The 16,152-nt window shown below is 59.5% G+C and carries 14 protein-coding genes; 6 read left to right on the top strand and 8 right to left on the bottom strand.

Features of this window, described 5'->3' with window-relative positions; all coding sequences use genetic code 11:
• Positions 1–80: 80 nt before the first annotated feature.
• Positions 81–1,628, bottom strand: a complete 1,548-nt coding sequence (pdxR, locus tag AC07W5_RS01060; RefSeq protein WP_495022641.1) for a MocR-like pyridoxine biosynthesis transcription factor PdxR — start codon at positions 1,626–1,628, stop codon at positions 81–83.
• Between the two features lie 104 nt (positions 1,629–1,732).
• Between pdxR and AC07W5_RS01055 the strand changes: the two genes are divergently transcribed.
• From AC07W5_RS01055 to AC07W5_RS01045, 3 genes are read left to right on the top strand one after another with little or no spacing between them, the layout of a single operon-like run.
• On the top strand, positions 1,733–2,356 hold the full coding sequence (locus AC07W5_RS01055; protein WP_495022640.1) for an FMN-binding negative transcriptional regulator: 624 nt from the start codon (positions 1,733–1,735) through the stop codon (positions 2,354–2,356).
• Between the two features lie 9 nt (positions 2,357–2,365).
• Positions 2,366–2,812 (top strand): GNAT family N-acetyltransferase, encoded by a 447-nt coding sequence (locus tag AC07W5_RS01050; protein ID WP_494990962.1) that lies wholly within the window; start codon positions 2,366–2,368, stop codon positions 2,810–2,812.
• Between the two features lie 17 nt (positions 2,813–2,829).
• Positions 2,830–3,507, top strand: a complete 678-nt coding sequence (locus AC07W5_RS01045) for a GNAT family N-acetyltransferase (protein ID WP_494990963.1) — start codon at positions 2,830–2,832, stop codon at positions 3,505–3,507.
• 117 nt (positions 3,508–3,624) lie between these two features.
• Here the strand turns inward: AC07W5_RS01045 and AC07W5_RS01040 are convergent, their stop codons facing one another.
• The gene (locus tag AC07W5_RS01040) at positions 3,625–4,524 is read right to left on the bottom strand and encodes a homocysteine S-methyltransferase family protein (RefSeq protein ID WP_495022639.1); all 900 of its coding nucleotides are present in this window, start codon (positions 4,522–4,524) and stop codon (positions 3,625–3,627) included.
• A 112-nt stretch (positions 4,525–4,636) separates the two neighbouring features.
• On the opposite strand from AC07W5_RS01040, the gene AC07W5_RS01035 reads away from it, so the two are divergent.
• Positions 4,637–5,458, top strand: a complete 822-nt coding sequence (locus AC07W5_RS01035; protein ID WP_495022638.1) for an ABC transporter substrate-binding protein — start codon at positions 4,637–4,639, stop codon at positions 5,456–5,458.
• Entirely contained in the window at positions 5,455–6,303 is an 849-nt protein-coding gene (locus AC07W5_RS01030; RefSeq protein ID WP_494990966.1) for an amino acid ABC transporter permease, read from the top strand. The genes AC07W5_RS01035 and AC07W5_RS01030 overlap by 4 nt, the downstream gene beginning before the upstream one ends.
• Here AC07W5_RS01030 and AC07W5_RS01025 read toward each other — a convergent pair.
• From AC07W5_RS01025 to AC07W5_RS01015, 3 genes are all read right to left on the bottom strand, one after another.
• The gene (locus tag AC07W5_RS01025) at positions 6,203–6,553 is read right to left on the bottom strand and encodes a hypothetical protein (RefSeq protein WP_495010475.1); all 351 of its coding nucleotides are present in this window, start codon (positions 6,551–6,553) and stop codon (positions 6,203–6,205) included. The two genes, AC07W5_RS01030 and AC07W5_RS01025, sit on opposite strands and share 101 nt — an antisense overlap.
• Before the next feature lie 866 nt (positions 6,554–7,419).
• The gene (gene oadA, locus AC07W5_RS01020; protein WP_495022637.1) at positions 7,420–9,228 is read right to left on the bottom strand and encodes a sodium-extruding oxaloacetate decarboxylase subunit alpha; all 1,809 of its coding nucleotides are present in this window, start codon (positions 9,226–9,228) and stop codon (positions 7,420–7,422) included.
• Positions 9,229–9,237: 9 nt separating this feature from the next.
• Positions 9,238–10,653, bottom strand: a complete 1,416-nt coding sequence (locus AC07W5_RS01015; protein ID WP_494990971.1) for an acetyl-CoA carboxylase biotin carboxylase subunit — start codon at positions 10,651–10,653, stop codon at positions 9,238–9,240.
• A 189-nt stretch (positions 10,654–10,842) separates the two neighbouring features.
• Between AC07W5_RS01015 and AC07W5_RS01010 the strand changes: the two genes are divergently transcribed.
• On the top strand, positions 10,843–11,805 hold the full coding sequence (locus tag AC07W5_RS01010; RefSeq protein ID WP_495022636.1) for a LysR family transcriptional regulator: 963 nt from the start codon (positions 10,843–10,845) through the stop codon (positions 11,803–11,805).
• Here AC07W5_RS01010 and AC07W5_RS01005 read toward each other — a convergent pair.
• The 3 genes from AC07W5_RS01005 to AC07W5_RS00995 all read right to left on the bottom strand — a co-directional run bounded on the left by AC07W5_RS01005 (position 11,747) and on the right by AC07W5_RS00995 (position 16,150).
• Positions 11,747–11,959, bottom strand: coding sequence for a PA3496 family putative envelope integrity protein (locus tag AC07W5_RS01005; RefSeq protein WP_494990973.1), 213 nt, complete (start codon positions 11,957–11,959; stop codon positions 11,747–11,749). The two genes, AC07W5_RS01010 and AC07W5_RS01005, sit on opposite strands and share 59 nt — an antisense overlap.
• A 190-nt stretch (positions 11,960–12,149) precedes the next feature.
• Positions 12,150–13,016 carry a transcriptional regulator HexR gene (gene hexR, locus AC07W5_RS01000; protein WP_494990974.1) on the bottom strand — a complete coding sequence of 289 codons (867 nt, stop codon included), beginning with the start codon at positions 13,014–13,016 and terminating at the stop codon, positions 12,150–12,152.
• Positions 13,017–13,279: 263 nt separating this feature from the next.
• Complete coding sequence (locus AC07W5_RS00995) at positions 13,280–16,150, bottom strand: putative bifunctional diguanylate cyclase/phosphodiesterase (protein ID WP_495022635.1); 2,871 nt, start codon at positions 16,148–16,150, stop codon at positions 13,280–13,282.
• Between the last annotated feature and the right edge of the window lie 2 nt (positions 16,151–16,152).

Below are 16,152 nucleotides of genomic sequence, written 5' to 3'. Positions count from 1 at the left end.
TGATTGCCGGGCATTGATGTCCGTAGAGCAAAACCGAAGACCCGCCACTGCGCGGGTCTTTCAATCCCGATCAGATCTCATCAACTCCAGACGCCCCGTAACCGCGTCAGTGCCGCCTCAATGGCCACTTCCGGCACCGCCGCAAACCCGAGCACCAACCCTGCCCGCTCCTCTGCTGGCGTACTCGAATCCGGTAACCAGTAACGGCTCAAGCCACTGATCTCCACATCGACACTCGCGGCTTGTTCGATCAGCTCACGTTCGCGGGCCGGACTGTCCACCCGTACGGTCAGATGCAAACCCGCCGCCACACTGGGCAAACTGCCAACACCCGGGATATCCACCGGCCAACCGGCCAACAATGCATTGCGTCGACTCAACGCCGCGCGGCGCATCCGGCGGATATGCCGCTGAAAATGCCCGGCCGCCATGAACTCAGCCATCACCGCTTGGGTGCTGACCTCCGAGTGCCGCACATCCACTGCCCGACGTTGGGCGAAGGCCTCCACCAGCCCCATCGGCAACACCAGATAGCCTAGGCGCAACGCCGGAAACGCGACTTTGCCGAAAGTCCCGACATACAACACACGGCCCTGGCGATCCAGCGCGGCCAAGGGCGCCAGTGGTGCGCCGCTGTAACGGTATTCGCCGTCATAGTCGTCCTCGACGATCCAGCCTTGGGTGCGCTCGGCCCATGCCAGCAACTCCAGACGCCGCGCCAGACTCATGACCACCCCGGTCGGGTACTGATGAGAGGGGGTGACATAGGCCAGCCGGCAATCGCTCAAGGTCGCCAATTGCGTGCAGTCCATGCCCTCGCTGTCTACCGCCACACCACGCAACTGCGCCCCTGCCACGGCAAAGGCATGGCCGGCCGCCCGATAGCCCGGGTTTTCCACAGCCACCCCATCGCCGGGCTCCACCAGCAACTGTGCACAAAGGCTAATTCCCTGCTGCGCGCCACTGGTGATCACAATTTGTTCAGCGCTGCACTGCATGCCACGGGAGCTGCGCAAATATGCAGCGACCAGCCCGCGCAAGCGTGCGTCGCCTTCCGGCGCGCCATAACACAACTGCTGCAAATCCGGTTTTCGCCAGAAAGCCGCATTCAGCTTGGCCCAGACCTCGAACGGGAACAGATCAAAAGCCGGAACACCCACCCGAAAAGCGCGCGGAGGACCACCCGGCGGCCTGGTCAAATGGTGCTGTTCGACACGCTCAAGGGCACTGCTGTGGATAACTTTACTGGATGTAATCCCAGGTAAAACAGACGATTTTGTGGATAACCCTGTGGGTAAGCCTGTTGAAAACCCTGTGGATACTTTTGTGGATAGTTTTTTCACCGGGAGGGCTGTCTCCGGTAACAGAGCCACATAGGTGCCGTCACCCACGCGCCCTTCGATAAAGCCTTCGGCGTACAGCTGATCGTAGGCGCGAACTACGCTATTGCGGGAAATCGACAAGGCTGCGGCCAGGTCCCGGGTAGCAGGCAAACGCGTGCCGCTGGCCAGGCGTCCGTCCAGTACCCGCAAGCGCAAAGCCTGATAGAGCTGTCGACTCAAGCCCTGACGACGATCCAGTTCGATACCCGCCGGGTTGAACGACAAGGACAGCGGCGCAAGGGACATGGGCTGGGACCTCAAAAAATGGACCTATGAAATTGGTCATTAATGGCTCTTACAACAGACCAATAGCCTGCCTAGGATGCAGGCATTCGCCAAGGAATATTTCCATGTACACACCCAGCGCATTTGCCGAACAAGACGTGTTGCAACTGCACCAACAAATCCTCAGCACCCGGCTCGCGATGCTGATCACCCACGGCGCACAAGGCTTGCAAGCCAGCCATTTGCCGCTGTTGCTGAGCCCTGAGCAAGGGCCCAATGGCACCCTCTACGGGCATTTGGCCAGAGCCAATCGGCAATGGCAGGAACTGGAGGCCGGCGCTGAAGCACTGGTGATCTTCGCCGGGGCCGATGCTTATGTCAGCCCCTCGTTTTACCCGAGCAAAGCCGACCACGGCAAAGTCGTGCCGACCTGGAACTACGTCGCCGTACATGCCTATGGCAAGGCCGAAGTGTTCAGCGACGCGCACCGCTTGCGCAACCTGGTCAGCGCCCTGACCGATCGCCACGAAGCCGGTCTCGCCAAACCGTGGAAGGTCGACGATGCGCCGGCCCACTACATCGACGGCATGCTCAAGGCCATCGTCGGTTTCGCTTTGCCGATCCAGCGTCTGGAAGGCAAACGCAAGCTCAGCCAGAACCGCAGTACCACAGACATCGCCGGTGTGCGTGAAGGGCTGGCCGCCAGTCCCGACCTGCACGACCAGGCCCTCGCCCACTTGATGCGTTAAGGAATAACCATGAGTCAGATCGAGATCCGCCCCGTCACCGCCAACGACCACGCCGCCTGGCAACCGTTGTGGCAAGCCTACCTGCGCTTCTACGACACTGAGTTGCCCGGCACTGTTTATCAGAGCACCTGGCAACGCTTACTCGATCCGAACGAACCAACCCACGCCGCCCTTGCGTGGCTCGATGGCAAGGCGGTGGGTCTGGTGCACTTCATTTACCACCGCTCCAACTGGAGCATCGAAAACGCCTGCTACCTGCAGGACCTGCTGGTCGTCCCGGAAACACGCGGCACCGGCGTCGGTCGGCAGCTGATTGAATTCGTCTATGACACCGCACGCGCTGACGGTTGCGCCAAGGTCCATTGGCTGACCCACGAGACCAATGCCACTGCTATTCGGCTCTACGAGCGCATCGCCGAGCGCCCTGGCTTCATCCAGTTTCGCAAAGGCCTTTAAGGTTTAAGGAGAGCAGCATGTCGAACCCACTCGCTCACTGGAAAGGCGTCCCTGCGCCCTCGGTGAAACTCATCGAAGGGCGCTTCATCCGCCTGGAGAAACTCGACCCGGCACGTCACGGCGATGGCCTGTGGCAAGCGCTACAAGGCCCGAATTCCGATCCGAAACTCTGGGACTATCTGCCTTATGGCCCCTTCGCCGAGCGCGATGCATTCGATGACTGGCTAAACAACCACGCGGCCAATAGCGACCCGTATTTTTTCACCGTGATCGACCGCGCCAGCGGCGACGTTCAGGGCATTCTCAGCCTGATGTCGATCGTCCCGGCCCAAGGCCGGATCGAAATCGGCCACGTTACCTTCGGCGCACCAATGCAGCGTTCACCGAAAAGTACCGAAGCGGTTTATCTGCTGGCCAAAGAGTCTTTTGCGTTGGGGTACCGCCGTCTGGAATGGAAGTGCAACAACGGCAATGCCCGCTCCAAGTACGCGGCTGAGCGTCTGGGCTTCAGTTTTGAAGGGGTGTTCCGCCAGCACATGGTGGTCAAAGGTCAAAACCGTGACACGGCGTGGTACTCGATCCTGGATTCGGAATGGCCGGCGATTGGGGCAGGGTTTGAGAAGTGGTTAAGCGAGGAAAATCAGGCGGGGTCTGGGCAGGTCAAGACGTTGGTGGAGTGTCGTCAGAATTCCTGACGATGATCGTTCCCCACGCTCTGCGTGGGAATGCAGCCCGTGACGCTGCGCGCCACATTCAGGAGCGGACGCAGAGCGTCCAGTGAGGCATTCCCACGCGGAGCGTGGGAACGATCTTTACACCAGTTTCTGCGCCAACACCGCAATATGCTCCGGCCCTATCCCGCAGCAACCGCCCAGATGGCTGGCACCACGTTTCTGCCAATCGGCCGCCCATTGCAGGTATCCCGGCGGATCGAGGTCTTCACGCAATGGGTCCAGACCATCGTTGGCCGTGGCTTCTTTGGGCTGCGGCGGGAACGCGTTGGCGTAAGCGCCAATGTTGATTTTCACCCCCAACCGCTCAAACGTTTCCCGGGCTGCGTCGATCGCGGCACCGATCACTTCCGGCTGGCTGCAATTGAACAACAAGGTTTCAACGCCCAGTTGCGCGGCGACAGCTGCGGCCTCGCTAACCGGCTCGCCGGAGCGCAAACGCGGTACTTCGTCGGTGTCTTCATCCTTCAAGGTGAATGACAACCAGAACGGCTTGCCATCCTTCGGCAGGCCCGCGTGAATCGCCTGGGCTTCGACGATAGAACTCTGGGTTTCCGCCAGCCACAGGTCCACATGCGGGGCCAGACCGGCCACCAACGGCGTCAGTAACTCGGACACCCGCGACGCATCGAACAGGTCCGGACGATAAGAACCGAACAGCGGTGGCAATGAGCCCGCCACACGCACCGGCTGCCTGGCGGCGTCGGCCGCACGACGCGCCAGTTCACCCGCCAATGCGGCGAGCGCCTGACCTTCAGCTGCAAAACGCTCTTCCCCAATATGAAACGGCACTACCGCATAGCTGTTGCTGGTAATAACGTTGGCACCGCTTTCGATATAAGCGATGTGAACCGCCTCAACCGCTTGCGGGGCTTCGCTCAAGGCCAGTGCTGACCACTCAGGCTGCCTGAACGGAGCGCCTCGGCGCTGCAGTTCACGACCCATGCCGCCATCCAGAATTACCGTGCTGCCTGCGCTCATATGCTTTTTACTCATATGCTTATGAAAATAACTCACTACCGGAGTCGTTCTTATAACTATTAAATACGCACCATTCAGTTAATAACAACCTCTTTTTAGTCAGGAACCACCCGTGAAACTTCAACCGCTGCTGGCCTTGGGCCTGACGATTCTCGCTGCCTCCACCCAGGTATTTGCCGGTGCCACGCTGGATCGCGTCGAACAAAAGAAAGAGCTGGTGGGCGTGCTGATGGAAAGTTATCCACCCTTCTCGTTCCTCAACGATCAGAACCAACTCGATGGTTTCGATGTTGACGTGGCCAAAGCCGTAGCAGACAAACTCGGCGTCAAACTGCGCCTCGAGACCCCGTCCTGGGATGTGATCGCCGCCGGGCGCTGGAGTGGTCGCTATGACATCTGCATCTGCTCCATGACCCCGAGCAAGGCACGCGCCGAGGTCTTCGATTTCCCGGTGGAGTACTACGCCTCACCGGCAGTGATCGTGGTCAATGCCAAGGATGACCGCATCCATAACGCCAAAGACCTGAGCGGCAAAAAAGTCGGCCTCACCAGCGCCTCCAGCTACGAAAGCTACCTGAACAAAAACCTGGTGATCGAAGGAGCCGAGGACACCCGGTTGCAGTACCCGTTCGAGGACGTGCAGATCGCCCCGTATGACACCGACAACGTCGCCTTCCAGGACCTGGGCCTGGGTGCCGGGGTTCGGCTGGACGCAATCCTTACCAACCTGGTAACCGCGCAACCGCGACTTAGCGAAGACAAACGCTTCAAGCTTGCCGGTGAGCCGCTGTATTCGGAACCTAACTCGGTGGCCATCGAAAAAGGCGACGCGCAGTGGGACAGCAAAGTGCGTGAAGTATTCGCCCAGCTGAAACAGGACGGCACCCTGACCAGGCTGTCGCAAAAATGGATCGGCGCCGACATCAGCAAATGACTTCTTTCCCCCAACCGCCTCAGCCGCCACAACCGGTGGCTGAGTCGTTGCTCAAACGTGTCTTTGGCTTTCGCACGCGCCTGTACCTGACCTGGGCGGCGATGCTCGGCTTGTTCGCGAGTTTTTTCCTGAGCTTCGACCTGAAGTTCTCGATCATCCTCGACAAACTGCCGAACCTGATCGGCCTGCATCTGGCGCCCAATGGCTTCTTGCAAGGCGCAGCGCTGACACTGTTTTTGTGTCTGGGCTCGATCGTCGCCTCGTCTCTGCTGGGCTTCATCACTGCCCTGGCGCGGCTGTCGAAGAGCGCGGTAGCGTTCGGCGTCGCGAGTTTTTACGCGTCGTTTTTTCGCGGCACACCGCTGTTGATTCAGATCCTGCTGATCTACCTCGGCCTGCCGCAACTGGGCATTGTCCCCGGCGCCATTGCGGCCGGGATCATCGCCTTGTCGCTGAACTACGGCGCGTACTTGAGCGAAATTTTTCGCGCCGGCATCCTCGGCGTACCCCACGGTCAGCGCGAAGCCTCGCTGGCACTGGGCATGCGCGAGACAGTGATCTTCTGGCGGGTCACCCTGCCGCAAGCCATGCGCACCATCATCCCGCCCACCACCAACCAATTCATCTCGATGCTCAAAGACTCGTCACTGATCTCGGTGATGGGCGTCTGGGAAGTGATGTTCCTGGCTCAGTCCTACGGCCGCTCCAGCTACCGCTACATCGAAATGCTGAGCACCGCGGCGATCATTTACTGGTTGATGTCGATTGGTCTGGAGTTGATTCAGGCACGGATGGAGCGCCATTACGGGAAGGCGTATCAGCAGCGCAGCCAGATGACCGATTGAGCTTCCAGCCCAGTGCATCCAGGGCATCGCAGCCATCCTGAATCAGCAAATGCGCGGCGTTGGCGAAGTGTTCCAGGTCGTAGCCCTCGGCATCCTTCACGCTCAGGCAGGTGACGCTGTTGAGCAAATTACGTGCGGTCTTGATGCGGTGGATCGCGGTCTCGAAGAGATCACAGGCGTCGGCATTGATGTTGAGGAATAGGGTCGGTTCGACGCTGAGATTGCTTTGGAGGGGGGTGTAGTTGGGCATATGTAACTCCATAATTATTTTTCGGAGCTACCACCGTTTGCAGATAAGCAAAACTAGGGCGGCGCTTTAACGTCCACTCTGTTTTTCGACCGGCTAAGATCGGTCACCATTTTGGCGATGACGGACGAACTATAGGCAAGCCTCTGCAGGATGTAAAAGCCGGTCCCTACATCTCAGACCGTTCCTACATTCAATCGAAGGAAGAAGCGCCGAGTACAGACTCCTTTCGCCTGTTCGCTCTGGCTCTGGCTTTGGCTTTGGCTTTGGCTTTAGATCTTGATCCACCCGCCCCTTCGGAAGGCCGAGCGAAGGTGTTCATCAGGGGACTGGCGCGCAGCGCCCCTCGGCGAAGCCGAGGACATCGCATGGAGGTCGTAGCGAAGCAGACCGGAGGGCGATGCCCCCTGATGGACACCGTAGCGAGGGAACACCGAGCCCCAGCGAGGGGCCGAACGCTCGGGGCGAAGACTTTTTGGTTCCTTTTGGGGCGTTTGCCAAAAGGGACCCGCTGTAAGAGCGGAACCCTAAGTTGCCGTTACCGCAGAAATGGATATGTACACCTGCAAGAGATTGGTCGGCTGTCAGGCCGCCATCGCGAGCAAGCTCAGCTCCTACAATTTATCTCTGAGTACATCCGCAGGAGATCGGCCGGCTGTCAGGCCGTCATCGCGAGCAAGCTCGGCTCCTACAATTTATCTCTGTGTACATCCGCAGGAGATCGGCCGGCTGTCAGGCCGTCATCGCGAGCAAGCTCGGCTCCTACAGGGCATCTGGGCAACCCGCCAGGACGGTGTTTCAGACAGACGAAAAAAAAGGGGAGCACATGCCCCCCCGAGGTTTAAAGCGTTTCAGTCAAAGGCTGTCAATCAGCCCTCGATCTCGATCAGGATTTCGCCAGGGTTGACCCGGTCGCCCTTGGCCACATGGATAGCGGTGACTTTGCCGGCGATGGCCGATTGAACTTCGGTTTCCATCTTCATCGCTTCGGTGATCAGCACCGCCTGGCCGGCTTTCACTGTGTCGCCTTCCTTGACCAGCACATCGACGATGTTACCCGGCATGGTGGTGCTGACGTGGCCCGGCGCGGAGGCCTGCTTGCGCTTGCTGCTACCGCCGCTGACGAATTCATTGAGCGGTTCGAACACCACTTCTTCCGGCATGCCGTCGATGGACAGGTAGAAGTGACGCTTGCCTTCAGCCTTGACGCCCACACCGGTGATGTCGACGCGGTAGGTTTCGCCGTGGACGTCGATGACGAACTCGGTCGGTACGCCTTCGCCACCGGCCGACCTCACGCCGCCGGCTTCCGGGATCGGCAGCAGCACTTCCGGGGTCAGGGTGCCGGCTTCGCGCTCTTCGAGGAACTTACGACCGATGTCCGGGAACATGGCGTAGGTCAGCACGTCTTCTTCGGACTTGGCCAACGCGCCGATGTCGCCACGTAGCTTGGTCATTTCCGGCTTGATCAAATCGGCCGGACGCACGTCGATCACCTCTTCGCTGCCGATGGCCTGACGACGCAGTTTCTCGTTCACCGTACCCGGCGCCTTGCCGTAGCCGCCTTGCAGGTAGAGCTTCACTTCGTTGGTAATGGTTTTGTAACGCTCGCCAGCCAGCACGTTGAAGAACGCCTGAGTGCCGACAATCTGCGAGGTCGGGGTTACCAGCGGCGGGAAGCCGAGGTCCTCACGAACCCGCGGGATCTCCGCCAGCACTTCGCTCATGCGGTTCAGCGCGCCCTGCTCTTTCAACTGGTTGGCCAGGTTGGAAATCATCCCGCCCGGTACCTGGTTGACTTGCACGCGGGTGTCGACGGCGGTGAATTCGCTTTCGAACTGGTGATATTTCTTACGCACGGCGTAGAAATACAGACCGATTTCCTGCAAAAGCTCCAGGCTCAGGCCGGTGTCGAATTCGCTGCCTTTAAGGGCGGCGACCATCGACTCGGTACCCGGATGGCTGGTGCCCCAGGCGAAACTGGAGATCGCAGTGTCGATATGGTCGGCACCGTTTTCGATGGCCTTGAGTTGGCACATCGCAGCCAAACCGGCGGTGTCATGGGAGTGGACGAACACAGGCAGCGATTGCTCGGCTTTCAGCGCCTTGACCAGTTCGCCAGTGGCGTACGGGGTCAGCAGGCCGGCCATGTCCTTGATCGCAACAGAGTCGCAACCCATGGCTTCCATTTGCTTGGCTTGCGCCACGAAGGCCTCGATGGTGTGCACCGGGCTGGTGGTGTAGGCGATGGTGCCCTGGGCGTGTTTGCCGGCAGCTTTCACCGCTTCGATGGCAACGCGCAGGTTACGCACGTCGTTCATGGCGTCGAAGATGCGGAACACGTCGATGCCATTGACCGCGGCCTTGGCGACGAAGGCTTTGACCACGTCGTCGCTGTAGTGGCGGTAGCCCAGCAGGTTCTGACCACGCAGAAGCATTTGCAGACGGGTGTTAGGCAAGGCCGCACGCAGTTTGCGCAGGCGCTCCCACGGGTCTTCTTTCAGGAAGCGCACGCAGGCGTCGAAAGTCGCGCCGCCCCAGACTTCCAGCGACCAGTAGCCGACTTTGTCGAGCTTGTCGCAGATCGGCAGCATGTCTTCGGTGCGCATGCGGGTCGCCAGCAGCGATTGGTGGGCGTCGCGCAGGATCGTGTCGGTAACGTGAATTTTCTTGGTCATGATTATTCCTCACAGGCCTGCGTGGGCGGCGATGGCGGCGGCGATGGCCAGGGCCAGCTCTTCGGGTTTGCGCTTGATCGAGTAGTTGGTCAGCTCAGGGTGGCTTTCAACGAAGCTGGTGTTGAACTGACCGCTACGGAATTCCGGGTTACGCAGGATTTCCTGGTAGTAGGCGGCGGTGGTCTTGACCCCTTGCAGACGCATGTCGTCGAGGGCGCGCAAACCACGGTCCATCGCCTCTTCCCAGGTCAACGCCCACACCACCAGTTTCAGGCACATGGAATCGTAGAACGGCGGGATGGTGTAACCGGTGTAGATCGCCGTATCCGTGCGCACGCCGGGACCGCCGGGTGCGTAGTAACGAGTGATCTTGCCGAAACTCGGCAGGAAGTTGTTTTTCGGGTCTTCGGCGTTGATCCGGAACTGCAGCGCAAAACCGCGGTGCTGGATGTCTTCCTGTTTCACCGAAAGCGGCAGACCGGAAGCGATGCGAATCTGTTCGCGAACAATGTCGATGCCGGTGATTTCTTCGGTAATGGTGTGCTCTACCTGGACCCGGGTGTTCATCTCCATGAAGTACACCTCGCCCTCGGCGAGCAGGAACTCCACGGTACCGGCGTTCTCGTAGCCCACAGCCTTGGCTGCGCGCACCGACAGGTCGCCGATGTAGGCGCGCTGTTCAGGGGTCAGTTGCGGGCTTGGGGCGATCTCGATCAGCTTCTGGTTGCGGCGCTGGATCGAGCAATCACGTTCGAACAGGTGAACCACGTTGCCAAAGCTGTCGCCGAGGATCTGCGCTTCGATGTGCTTTGGATTGACGATGCATTTTTCCAGGAAGACTTCCGCCGAACCAAACGCCTTGGTCGCTTCGGAAATCACCCGCGGGAAAGCTTGCTCCAGCTCTTCGCGGCTGTTGCAGCGACGAATACCGCGGCCGCCACCACCGGAGGTGGCCTTGAGCATCACCGGGTAACCGATGCGGTCGCCTTCGACCAACGCTTCGGCGATGTCCGCGACGTTGCCTTCGGTGCCCGGGGTCACTGGCACGCCAGCCTTGATCATGCTGCGGCGCGCTTCAGTCTTGTCGCCCATGCGGCGAATCACTTCTGCCGACGGACCAATGAATTTGATACCGCGCTCGGCGCAGATTTCTGCCAGTTCAGCGTTTTCCGACAGGAAACCGTAACCTGGGTGCAATGCATCGCAACCGGTTTCCACTGCCAGGTTCACCAGCTTGCGCGGATTCAGGTAACCGGCCAGGGGTTCGGCACCAACGCTGTGGGCTTCATCCGCGCGCTTCACATGCAATGCATGGCGATCGGCGTCAGAATAGATCGCGACCGAGCGAATGCCCATCTCGGCGCACGCACGCACGATTCGTACGGCAATTTCCCCACGGTTGGCGATCAGGATTTTTTTTATCACTTGGAGGTTCCCTTGAGCCGATGGCACTGACGACCTGCTAAACCAGGTCGGCGCGTGACTAAATGTTTCAGTTCAGTCGCATAGCCACACTATCCCGCTCAAGGAATTAACAAAAATCAATAATAATTGGGCCGCTCATAAGCAAAGACTTATAGTTGACGGACAAGCCTGCGGCCAGAGTTTCTAAAAATGCGTAAGTCCTTGATGCGTATGACATTGCGCCAGCTTCAGATTTTCAATGAAGTCTGCGATCTACGGTCCTACAGCCGTGCAGCTGAGGAAATGTCTCTCACACAGCCGGCCGTCAGCCTGCAAATTCGTCAGCTGGAAGAGCTGATTGGTCAGCCATTGTTCGATTATGTAGGCAAAAAACTCTACATGACCGAGGCCGCTGAAGCCCTGCAACGGGCCAGCCGGGATATTTTCGGGCGCCTGGAAAACCTCGACATGCAGCTCTCGGACATGCAGGGCTCACTGCAGGGGCAACTGAAACTGGCAGTGGAATCCAGCGCCAAGTACTTCGTGCCGCACCTGTTCGCCGCCTTCAAGCGCCAGCATCCAGAGGTCAACCTGCAGCTGACCGTGATCAACCGCGCACAGGCCATTCGGCGCCTCTCGGATAACCGCGACGACCTGGTGATCATGTCCATGGTCCCGCAGGACATGGGCCTGGAGTTCCTGCCGTTCCTCAACAACCCGATCATCGCCGTGGCGCCGCCGGACCATCCGCTATGCCACATGGGGCCGCTGCGTTTGCAGGATCTCGAACCCTATACGCTGCTGCTGCGCGAGCAAGGCTCGGGCACACGACTGGCGTGTGAGGAGTATTTCAAGGAGAAGCGTGTGCACTTCACACAAACCCTGGAGGTCGCTTCGGCGGAAGCTCAGCGCGAGTGTGTGGTGGCAGGTTTGGGCGTAGCGCTGTTGACGCGCCACGCCCTGAACCTTGAGTTGGCAACCGGCACGCTCAAAGAGTTGCCGGTGGAGGAGTTACCACTGTACCGCAGTTGGTGCGTGGTACAGGCCAAAGCCAAGCGCCTGTCACCGGTGGCGCATGCGTTCCTGGGGTTTATCCGCAGCGAACGGGTGCAGATCAGCGGGCTGGTTGAGCGTTTCGACGGGAAGTTGCTGGCGCTGCCTGCCAGTAATTGAGCTCCGCCGAGTCGGGAAAGTCACCAATCTCGGCGAGCAACTGACGCTGCTCACAACGGTGCTCAATCGCGCGACGGAATGCCATGCGGCGCTGATCTTCCTGCTGACGGCGGGTTTTGACGGCGCTGTTGCGTTCTTCGTAGTGCTGGGCCATTTCGAGTCTCCCAAGACGAGTACGGGAGTTACACGATGGACGTCAGGGATGACGATTTGGCTGCGCGGGGATTACAAGGATGTGAAAGTTACCGGGCGGCGATAGTGCAAGCCTCACCCTTACAGGGATTTGTGGCGCTCTTATAGGAGCGAGGCTTGCCCGCGATAAGGTCGGAACGACCTTCCAGCAATCAATCGTCCAGCGCTTTGACCGACTTGGGCGACAGACGCAAGCTGCGCAGGCTGCGTTTGACGCTTTTGAGGTGGTTGACCAGGCTTGGGCCACGGGCCATGGCTACGCCCATCGCCAACACGTCGATCACCACAAGGTGAGCAATACGCGAAGTCAGCGGCGTGTAGATTTCGGTGTCTTCATGCACGTCAATCGCCAGGTTGACAGTCGACAGCTCGGCCAACGGCGTCTGGCTCGGGCACAAGGTGATCAGCGTCGCGCCGCTTTCGCGGACCAGGTTGGCGGTGATCAACAGGTCTTTGGAGCGCCCGGACTGGGAAATACAGATCGCCACGTCGGTAGGTTTCAGCGTCACCGCCGACATCGCCTGCATGTGCGGGTCGGAATAGGCTGCGGCGGTCAGCAGCAAGCGGAAGAATTTGTGCTGGGCATCCGCCGCCACCGCGCCAGATGCACCAAAGCCGTAGAATTCGACGCGCTGGGCCTGGGACATGGCGGTGACCGCACGCTGCAAGGCCGCCGGGTCGAGCTTCTCGCGCACTTCCATCAGCGTATGCAGGGTAGTGTCGAAAATCTTCAGACTGTAGTCGGCAACCGAGTCGTCTTCATGGATCGCGAACTGCCCGAAGCTCGCACCTGCCGCCAGGCTTTGCGCCAGTTTCAGCTTCAAGTCCTGGAAGCCCGAACAGCCGATGGCACGGCAGAAGCGCACGATGGTCGGCTCGCTGATGCCAACGCTGTGGGCAAGATCGGCCATGGAACTGTGCATCACAGCCGCGGGGTCAAGCAGCACATGATCGGCGACCTTGAGCTCCGACTTGCGTAACAGGTGGCGTGACTGGGCGATGTGTTGCAACAGATTCAAAGGGCTGGACTCGTTGTTATTGGCAGACGCCAGGGATGTAGCCATTTTGTAGTTATACTACATGAATGCGCTTTTTGCCCGCTCAATGCGTAACTGAATCGCCTTGCCGCCCCCTATTTTGGCCGGCCGCGCGCTATGTAGCAGCTGGCGCAGCCTGCGTTCGGCCGCGAAGCGGTCGTAAAATTTACGACCGCAATTTTCCTGAAAGCTGCATTCATCCAATCTACGGCCGCTTCGCAGCCGAACGCAGCCTTCGGCAGCGGCTACAAAAAGCGCTCATCCGCGCGCAATAAATCCGCCAACCCTGCGGCTTCCACCGGCCGGCTAATCAGATACCCCTGCACTTCATCACAGCCCTCAGCCTTGAGAAACTCAAGCTGCTCCGGACGCTCGACCCCTTCAGCCACCACTTTGAGTGACAGCCCATGGGCCATGGCGATGATTGCCCGGGTGATCGCCGCGTCTCCACTTCCCTCGGCCAAACCGCGAATAAACGCTTGATCGATCTTCACGTAGTCCACCGGAATGCGCTTGAGGTAACTCAACGACGAATACCCGGTACCGAAGTCGTCAATCGCCAGTTTCACTCCCAGATCACGTAGTTGCTGGAAGGTTGCGATGATGTGCTCGACGCTGTCCAGCAGTTGGCTTTCGGTCAGTTCGAGCTCCAGGTAGTGCGGCGCCAGACCGGTTTCCTCAAGCACCTGGCGAACCAGGCTGACCAGCTTGCCCTGACGCAATTGATGCACCGACAGATTGACCGAGACCCGGATCGGCTCCAGCCCCTGACGTTGCCATTCGCAGGCTTGCCAGCAGGCCTGACGCAACACGAACTCGCCGATCGGACCGATCAGCCCGGTTTCTTCGGCAAGCCCGATAAAGTCGCCTGGCGGCACCCGCCCCATGGTCGGGTGATCCCAGCGAACAAGGGCTTCAGCGGCATTCAAGCGGCCCGTCGCCAGACACAGCTTCGGTTGGTAGAACACCATCAACTGCTGCTCTTCGATTGCCTTGCGCAGCTGGTTTTCCAGTTGCAGGCGTTCCAGAGTGCTGGCTTGCAGACTTTCGGTGTAGAACTGGAAATTGTTGCCGCCCAAATGTTTGGCATGTTGCATGGCCATATTCGACTGACTGACCAACGTCGAAATGTCCCGTGCATTGTCCGGCAACATGCTGATACCCATCGAGGCACTGACCACCAGCTCATGCCCTTCCACCGTCAGCGGCAACCGCAGCTTGTTCGCTAGCCGGGTCGCTACCCGGGCCAGGCTGGACAAGTTGCCATAAGCGTCGAACAGCACCGCAAATTCATCGCCGGATAAACGCGCGATGGTGTCGGCCTCCGGTAGCGCATTGACCAGTCGGCGTGCCATTTTCTGCAACAACTGGTCGGCGATTTCATGGCCTAGGCTGTCATTGAGCAACTTGAAGCGATCAAGATTGATATGCAGCAACGCCAGGCTTCGGCCACCCTGGCGCACCCGCTGATGGGCGTCGTGCAGCCGCTCGCGGAACAGTGAGCGATTGGCCAAACCGGTCAGTTCGTCGTAATGGGTCAAATAGCGCATGCGCTCTTCGGATTCGCGTCGGGCGGAGAGATCGGTGAAAAAGCCGACGATATGGCTGACATTTCCTCGAACATCGCGCACGACGTTGAGCTGGAGCCATTGCGGATACAGCTCGCCGTTCTTGCGCGCCTCGACCAACTCCCCCTGCCAACTGCCGTGTTGCTCCAGAGCCTGATGGATCACCGGGTAGTACCGGCGCGCGTCACGACTGCCAGGCAACTCGACGACGTTACGCCCGAGCATGTCTTCGATCTGGTAACCGGTCACCCGGCTGAACGCCTGATTGACCGCGATTAACGCGTAATTCGGATCGAGAATCACGATACCTTCGCTGGCCGCTTCGAACACCGTGGCCGCCAAGCGACGCTGCTCTTCCAGCTCTTTGCTGGTGCTGATGTCGCGTCGGGTACCGACCATACGGATCACTCGACCGTTTTCCCCTCGCTCCACTGCCCGCCCGCGGTCCTCGATCCACACCCAATGCCCGTCGCCATGGCGCACGCGGTACTCAATAGAATAATCCTCGGTGCGGCCCTTCAAATGCTCGACCAGTGCGCGCTTGAGCGGCAGCAGATCCTGTGGATGCAAACGCGGCTTGAGATGGCTGAGCATCGCAGTCACGTACTCCGGCTCCAGGCCAAACAGCTCTTTAAGCTGCGTGTGATGCACCTCGTCTGTTTGCAGATTCCAGTCCCACAACCCCAATTCACTGGCCTTTAAGGCCAACCCCAGACGCGCTTCGCTTTTGCTCAAGGCCTGATTCGCCGCGTCCAGTTCCAGGCTGCGTTGCGAAACCCGGCTTTGCAGACTGGTCTGAGCCTCACGCAGTTGCTCTTCGGCACTGCGACGCTGGTCGATTTCCCGGGCCAGTTCCTGGTTCAGCTGTTCGCTGCGACTTTGCGCCTGCTGTAAATGCTCGATCAGCGCCTGGTTCTGGAAGCGCCGCTGCAAACCATGATGAATCAACCGATTAACCTGCCAGGCGACGACACTCAAGGAGGCCAGCAGAATCACCCCCAGCCAGCCCCAGCCTTGCTGCTGTTCGTCACCACCCCAGAATAAATAGCCAATCGCCGGCAACAGACACGGCAAGGTAAAGGACAGGAACGCCGGCAGACTGACTGCATAGGCGACGCTGGCCGAAAGCGTCGCCGCACCGATCAGGCCAAAGACCCAGGCCTGTTGCAGGAAACTGTCGGTCGGCACCAGGGCGATGCCGGCACAAGCCAGGGTCAAACCGCTCATGCCGGAGCCAAGCAGGAACATCCGCCGCCAGATCGGCTGCGCCTGGCGGCTCGGCATTGCGGAGTCGAAGGCCGCTACCTGAATGACACGTAGCGCCACCAATGTCAGCAGCCAGACCAGCCAAATGCTGACCAGCAAATAGCGCTGCGGGCTCCAGAGCAACCAGACGCAGACCAGACCATTGAGCAACATGAACAACGTGGGCAGCAGCGAGCCTTGATAAAGCAAACGCGTGCGTTCGACCGCCATCTCCATGGCGTAGTGCTTGCGTATAACCCGCGGTTCCACAGAGGGGCCCGGCAGGCCAGGGCTGAGTGTCATAG

The organism is Pseudomonas sp. GW821-FHT01E05, assembly GCF_059422425.1.
The sequence above is the reverse complement of the archived record's forward strand: the minus strand, read 5'-3'. Positions and strand labels throughout refer to the sequence as shown.

Bases quoted from the DNA above. Each gene is read 5' to 3' on its own strand.
- pdxR (WP_495022641.1), bottom strand. From the start codon at position 1,628: ATGTCCCTTGCGCCGCTGTCCTTGTCGTTCAACCCGGCGGGTATCGAA.
- AC07W5_RS01055 (WP_495022640.1), top strand. From the start codon at position 1,733: ATGTACACACCCAGCGCATTTGCCGAACAAGACGTGTTGCAACTGCAC.
- AC07W5_RS01050 (WP_494990962.1), top strand. From the start codon at position 2,366: ATGAGTCAGATCGAGATCCGCCCCGTCACCGCCAACGACCACGCCGCC.
- AC07W5_RS01045 (WP_494990963.1), top strand. From the start codon at position 2,830: ATGTCGAACCCACTCGCTCACTGGAAAGGCGTCCCTGCGCCCTCGGTG.
- AC07W5_RS01040 (WP_495022639.1), bottom strand. From the start codon at position 4,524: ATGAGCGCAGGCAGCACGGTAATTCTGGATGGCGGCATGGGTCGTGAA.
- AC07W5_RS01030 (WP_494990966.1), top strand. From the start codon at position 5,455: ATGACTTCTTTCCCCCAACCGCCTCAGCCGCCACAACCGGTGGCTGAG.
- AC07W5_RS01025 (WP_495010475.1), bottom strand. From the start codon at position 6,553: ATGCCCAACTACACCCCCCTCCAAAGCAATCTCAGCGTCGAACCGACC.
- oadA (WP_495022637.1), bottom strand. From the start codon at position 9,228: ATGACCAAGAAAATTCACGTTACCGACACGATCCTGCGCGACGCCCAC.
- AC07W5_RS01010 (WP_495022636.1), top strand. From the start codon at position 10,843: ATGCGTAAGTCCTTGATGCGTATGACATTGCGCCAGCTTCAGATTTTC.
- AC07W5_RS01005 (WP_494990973.1), bottom strand. From the start codon at position 11,959: ATGGCCCAGCACTACGAAGAACGCAACAGCGCCGTCAAAACCCGCCGT.
- AC07W5_RS00995 (WP_495022635.1), bottom strand. From the start codon at position 16,150: ATGACACTCAGCCCTGGCCTGCCGGGCCCCTCTGTGGAACCGCGGGTT.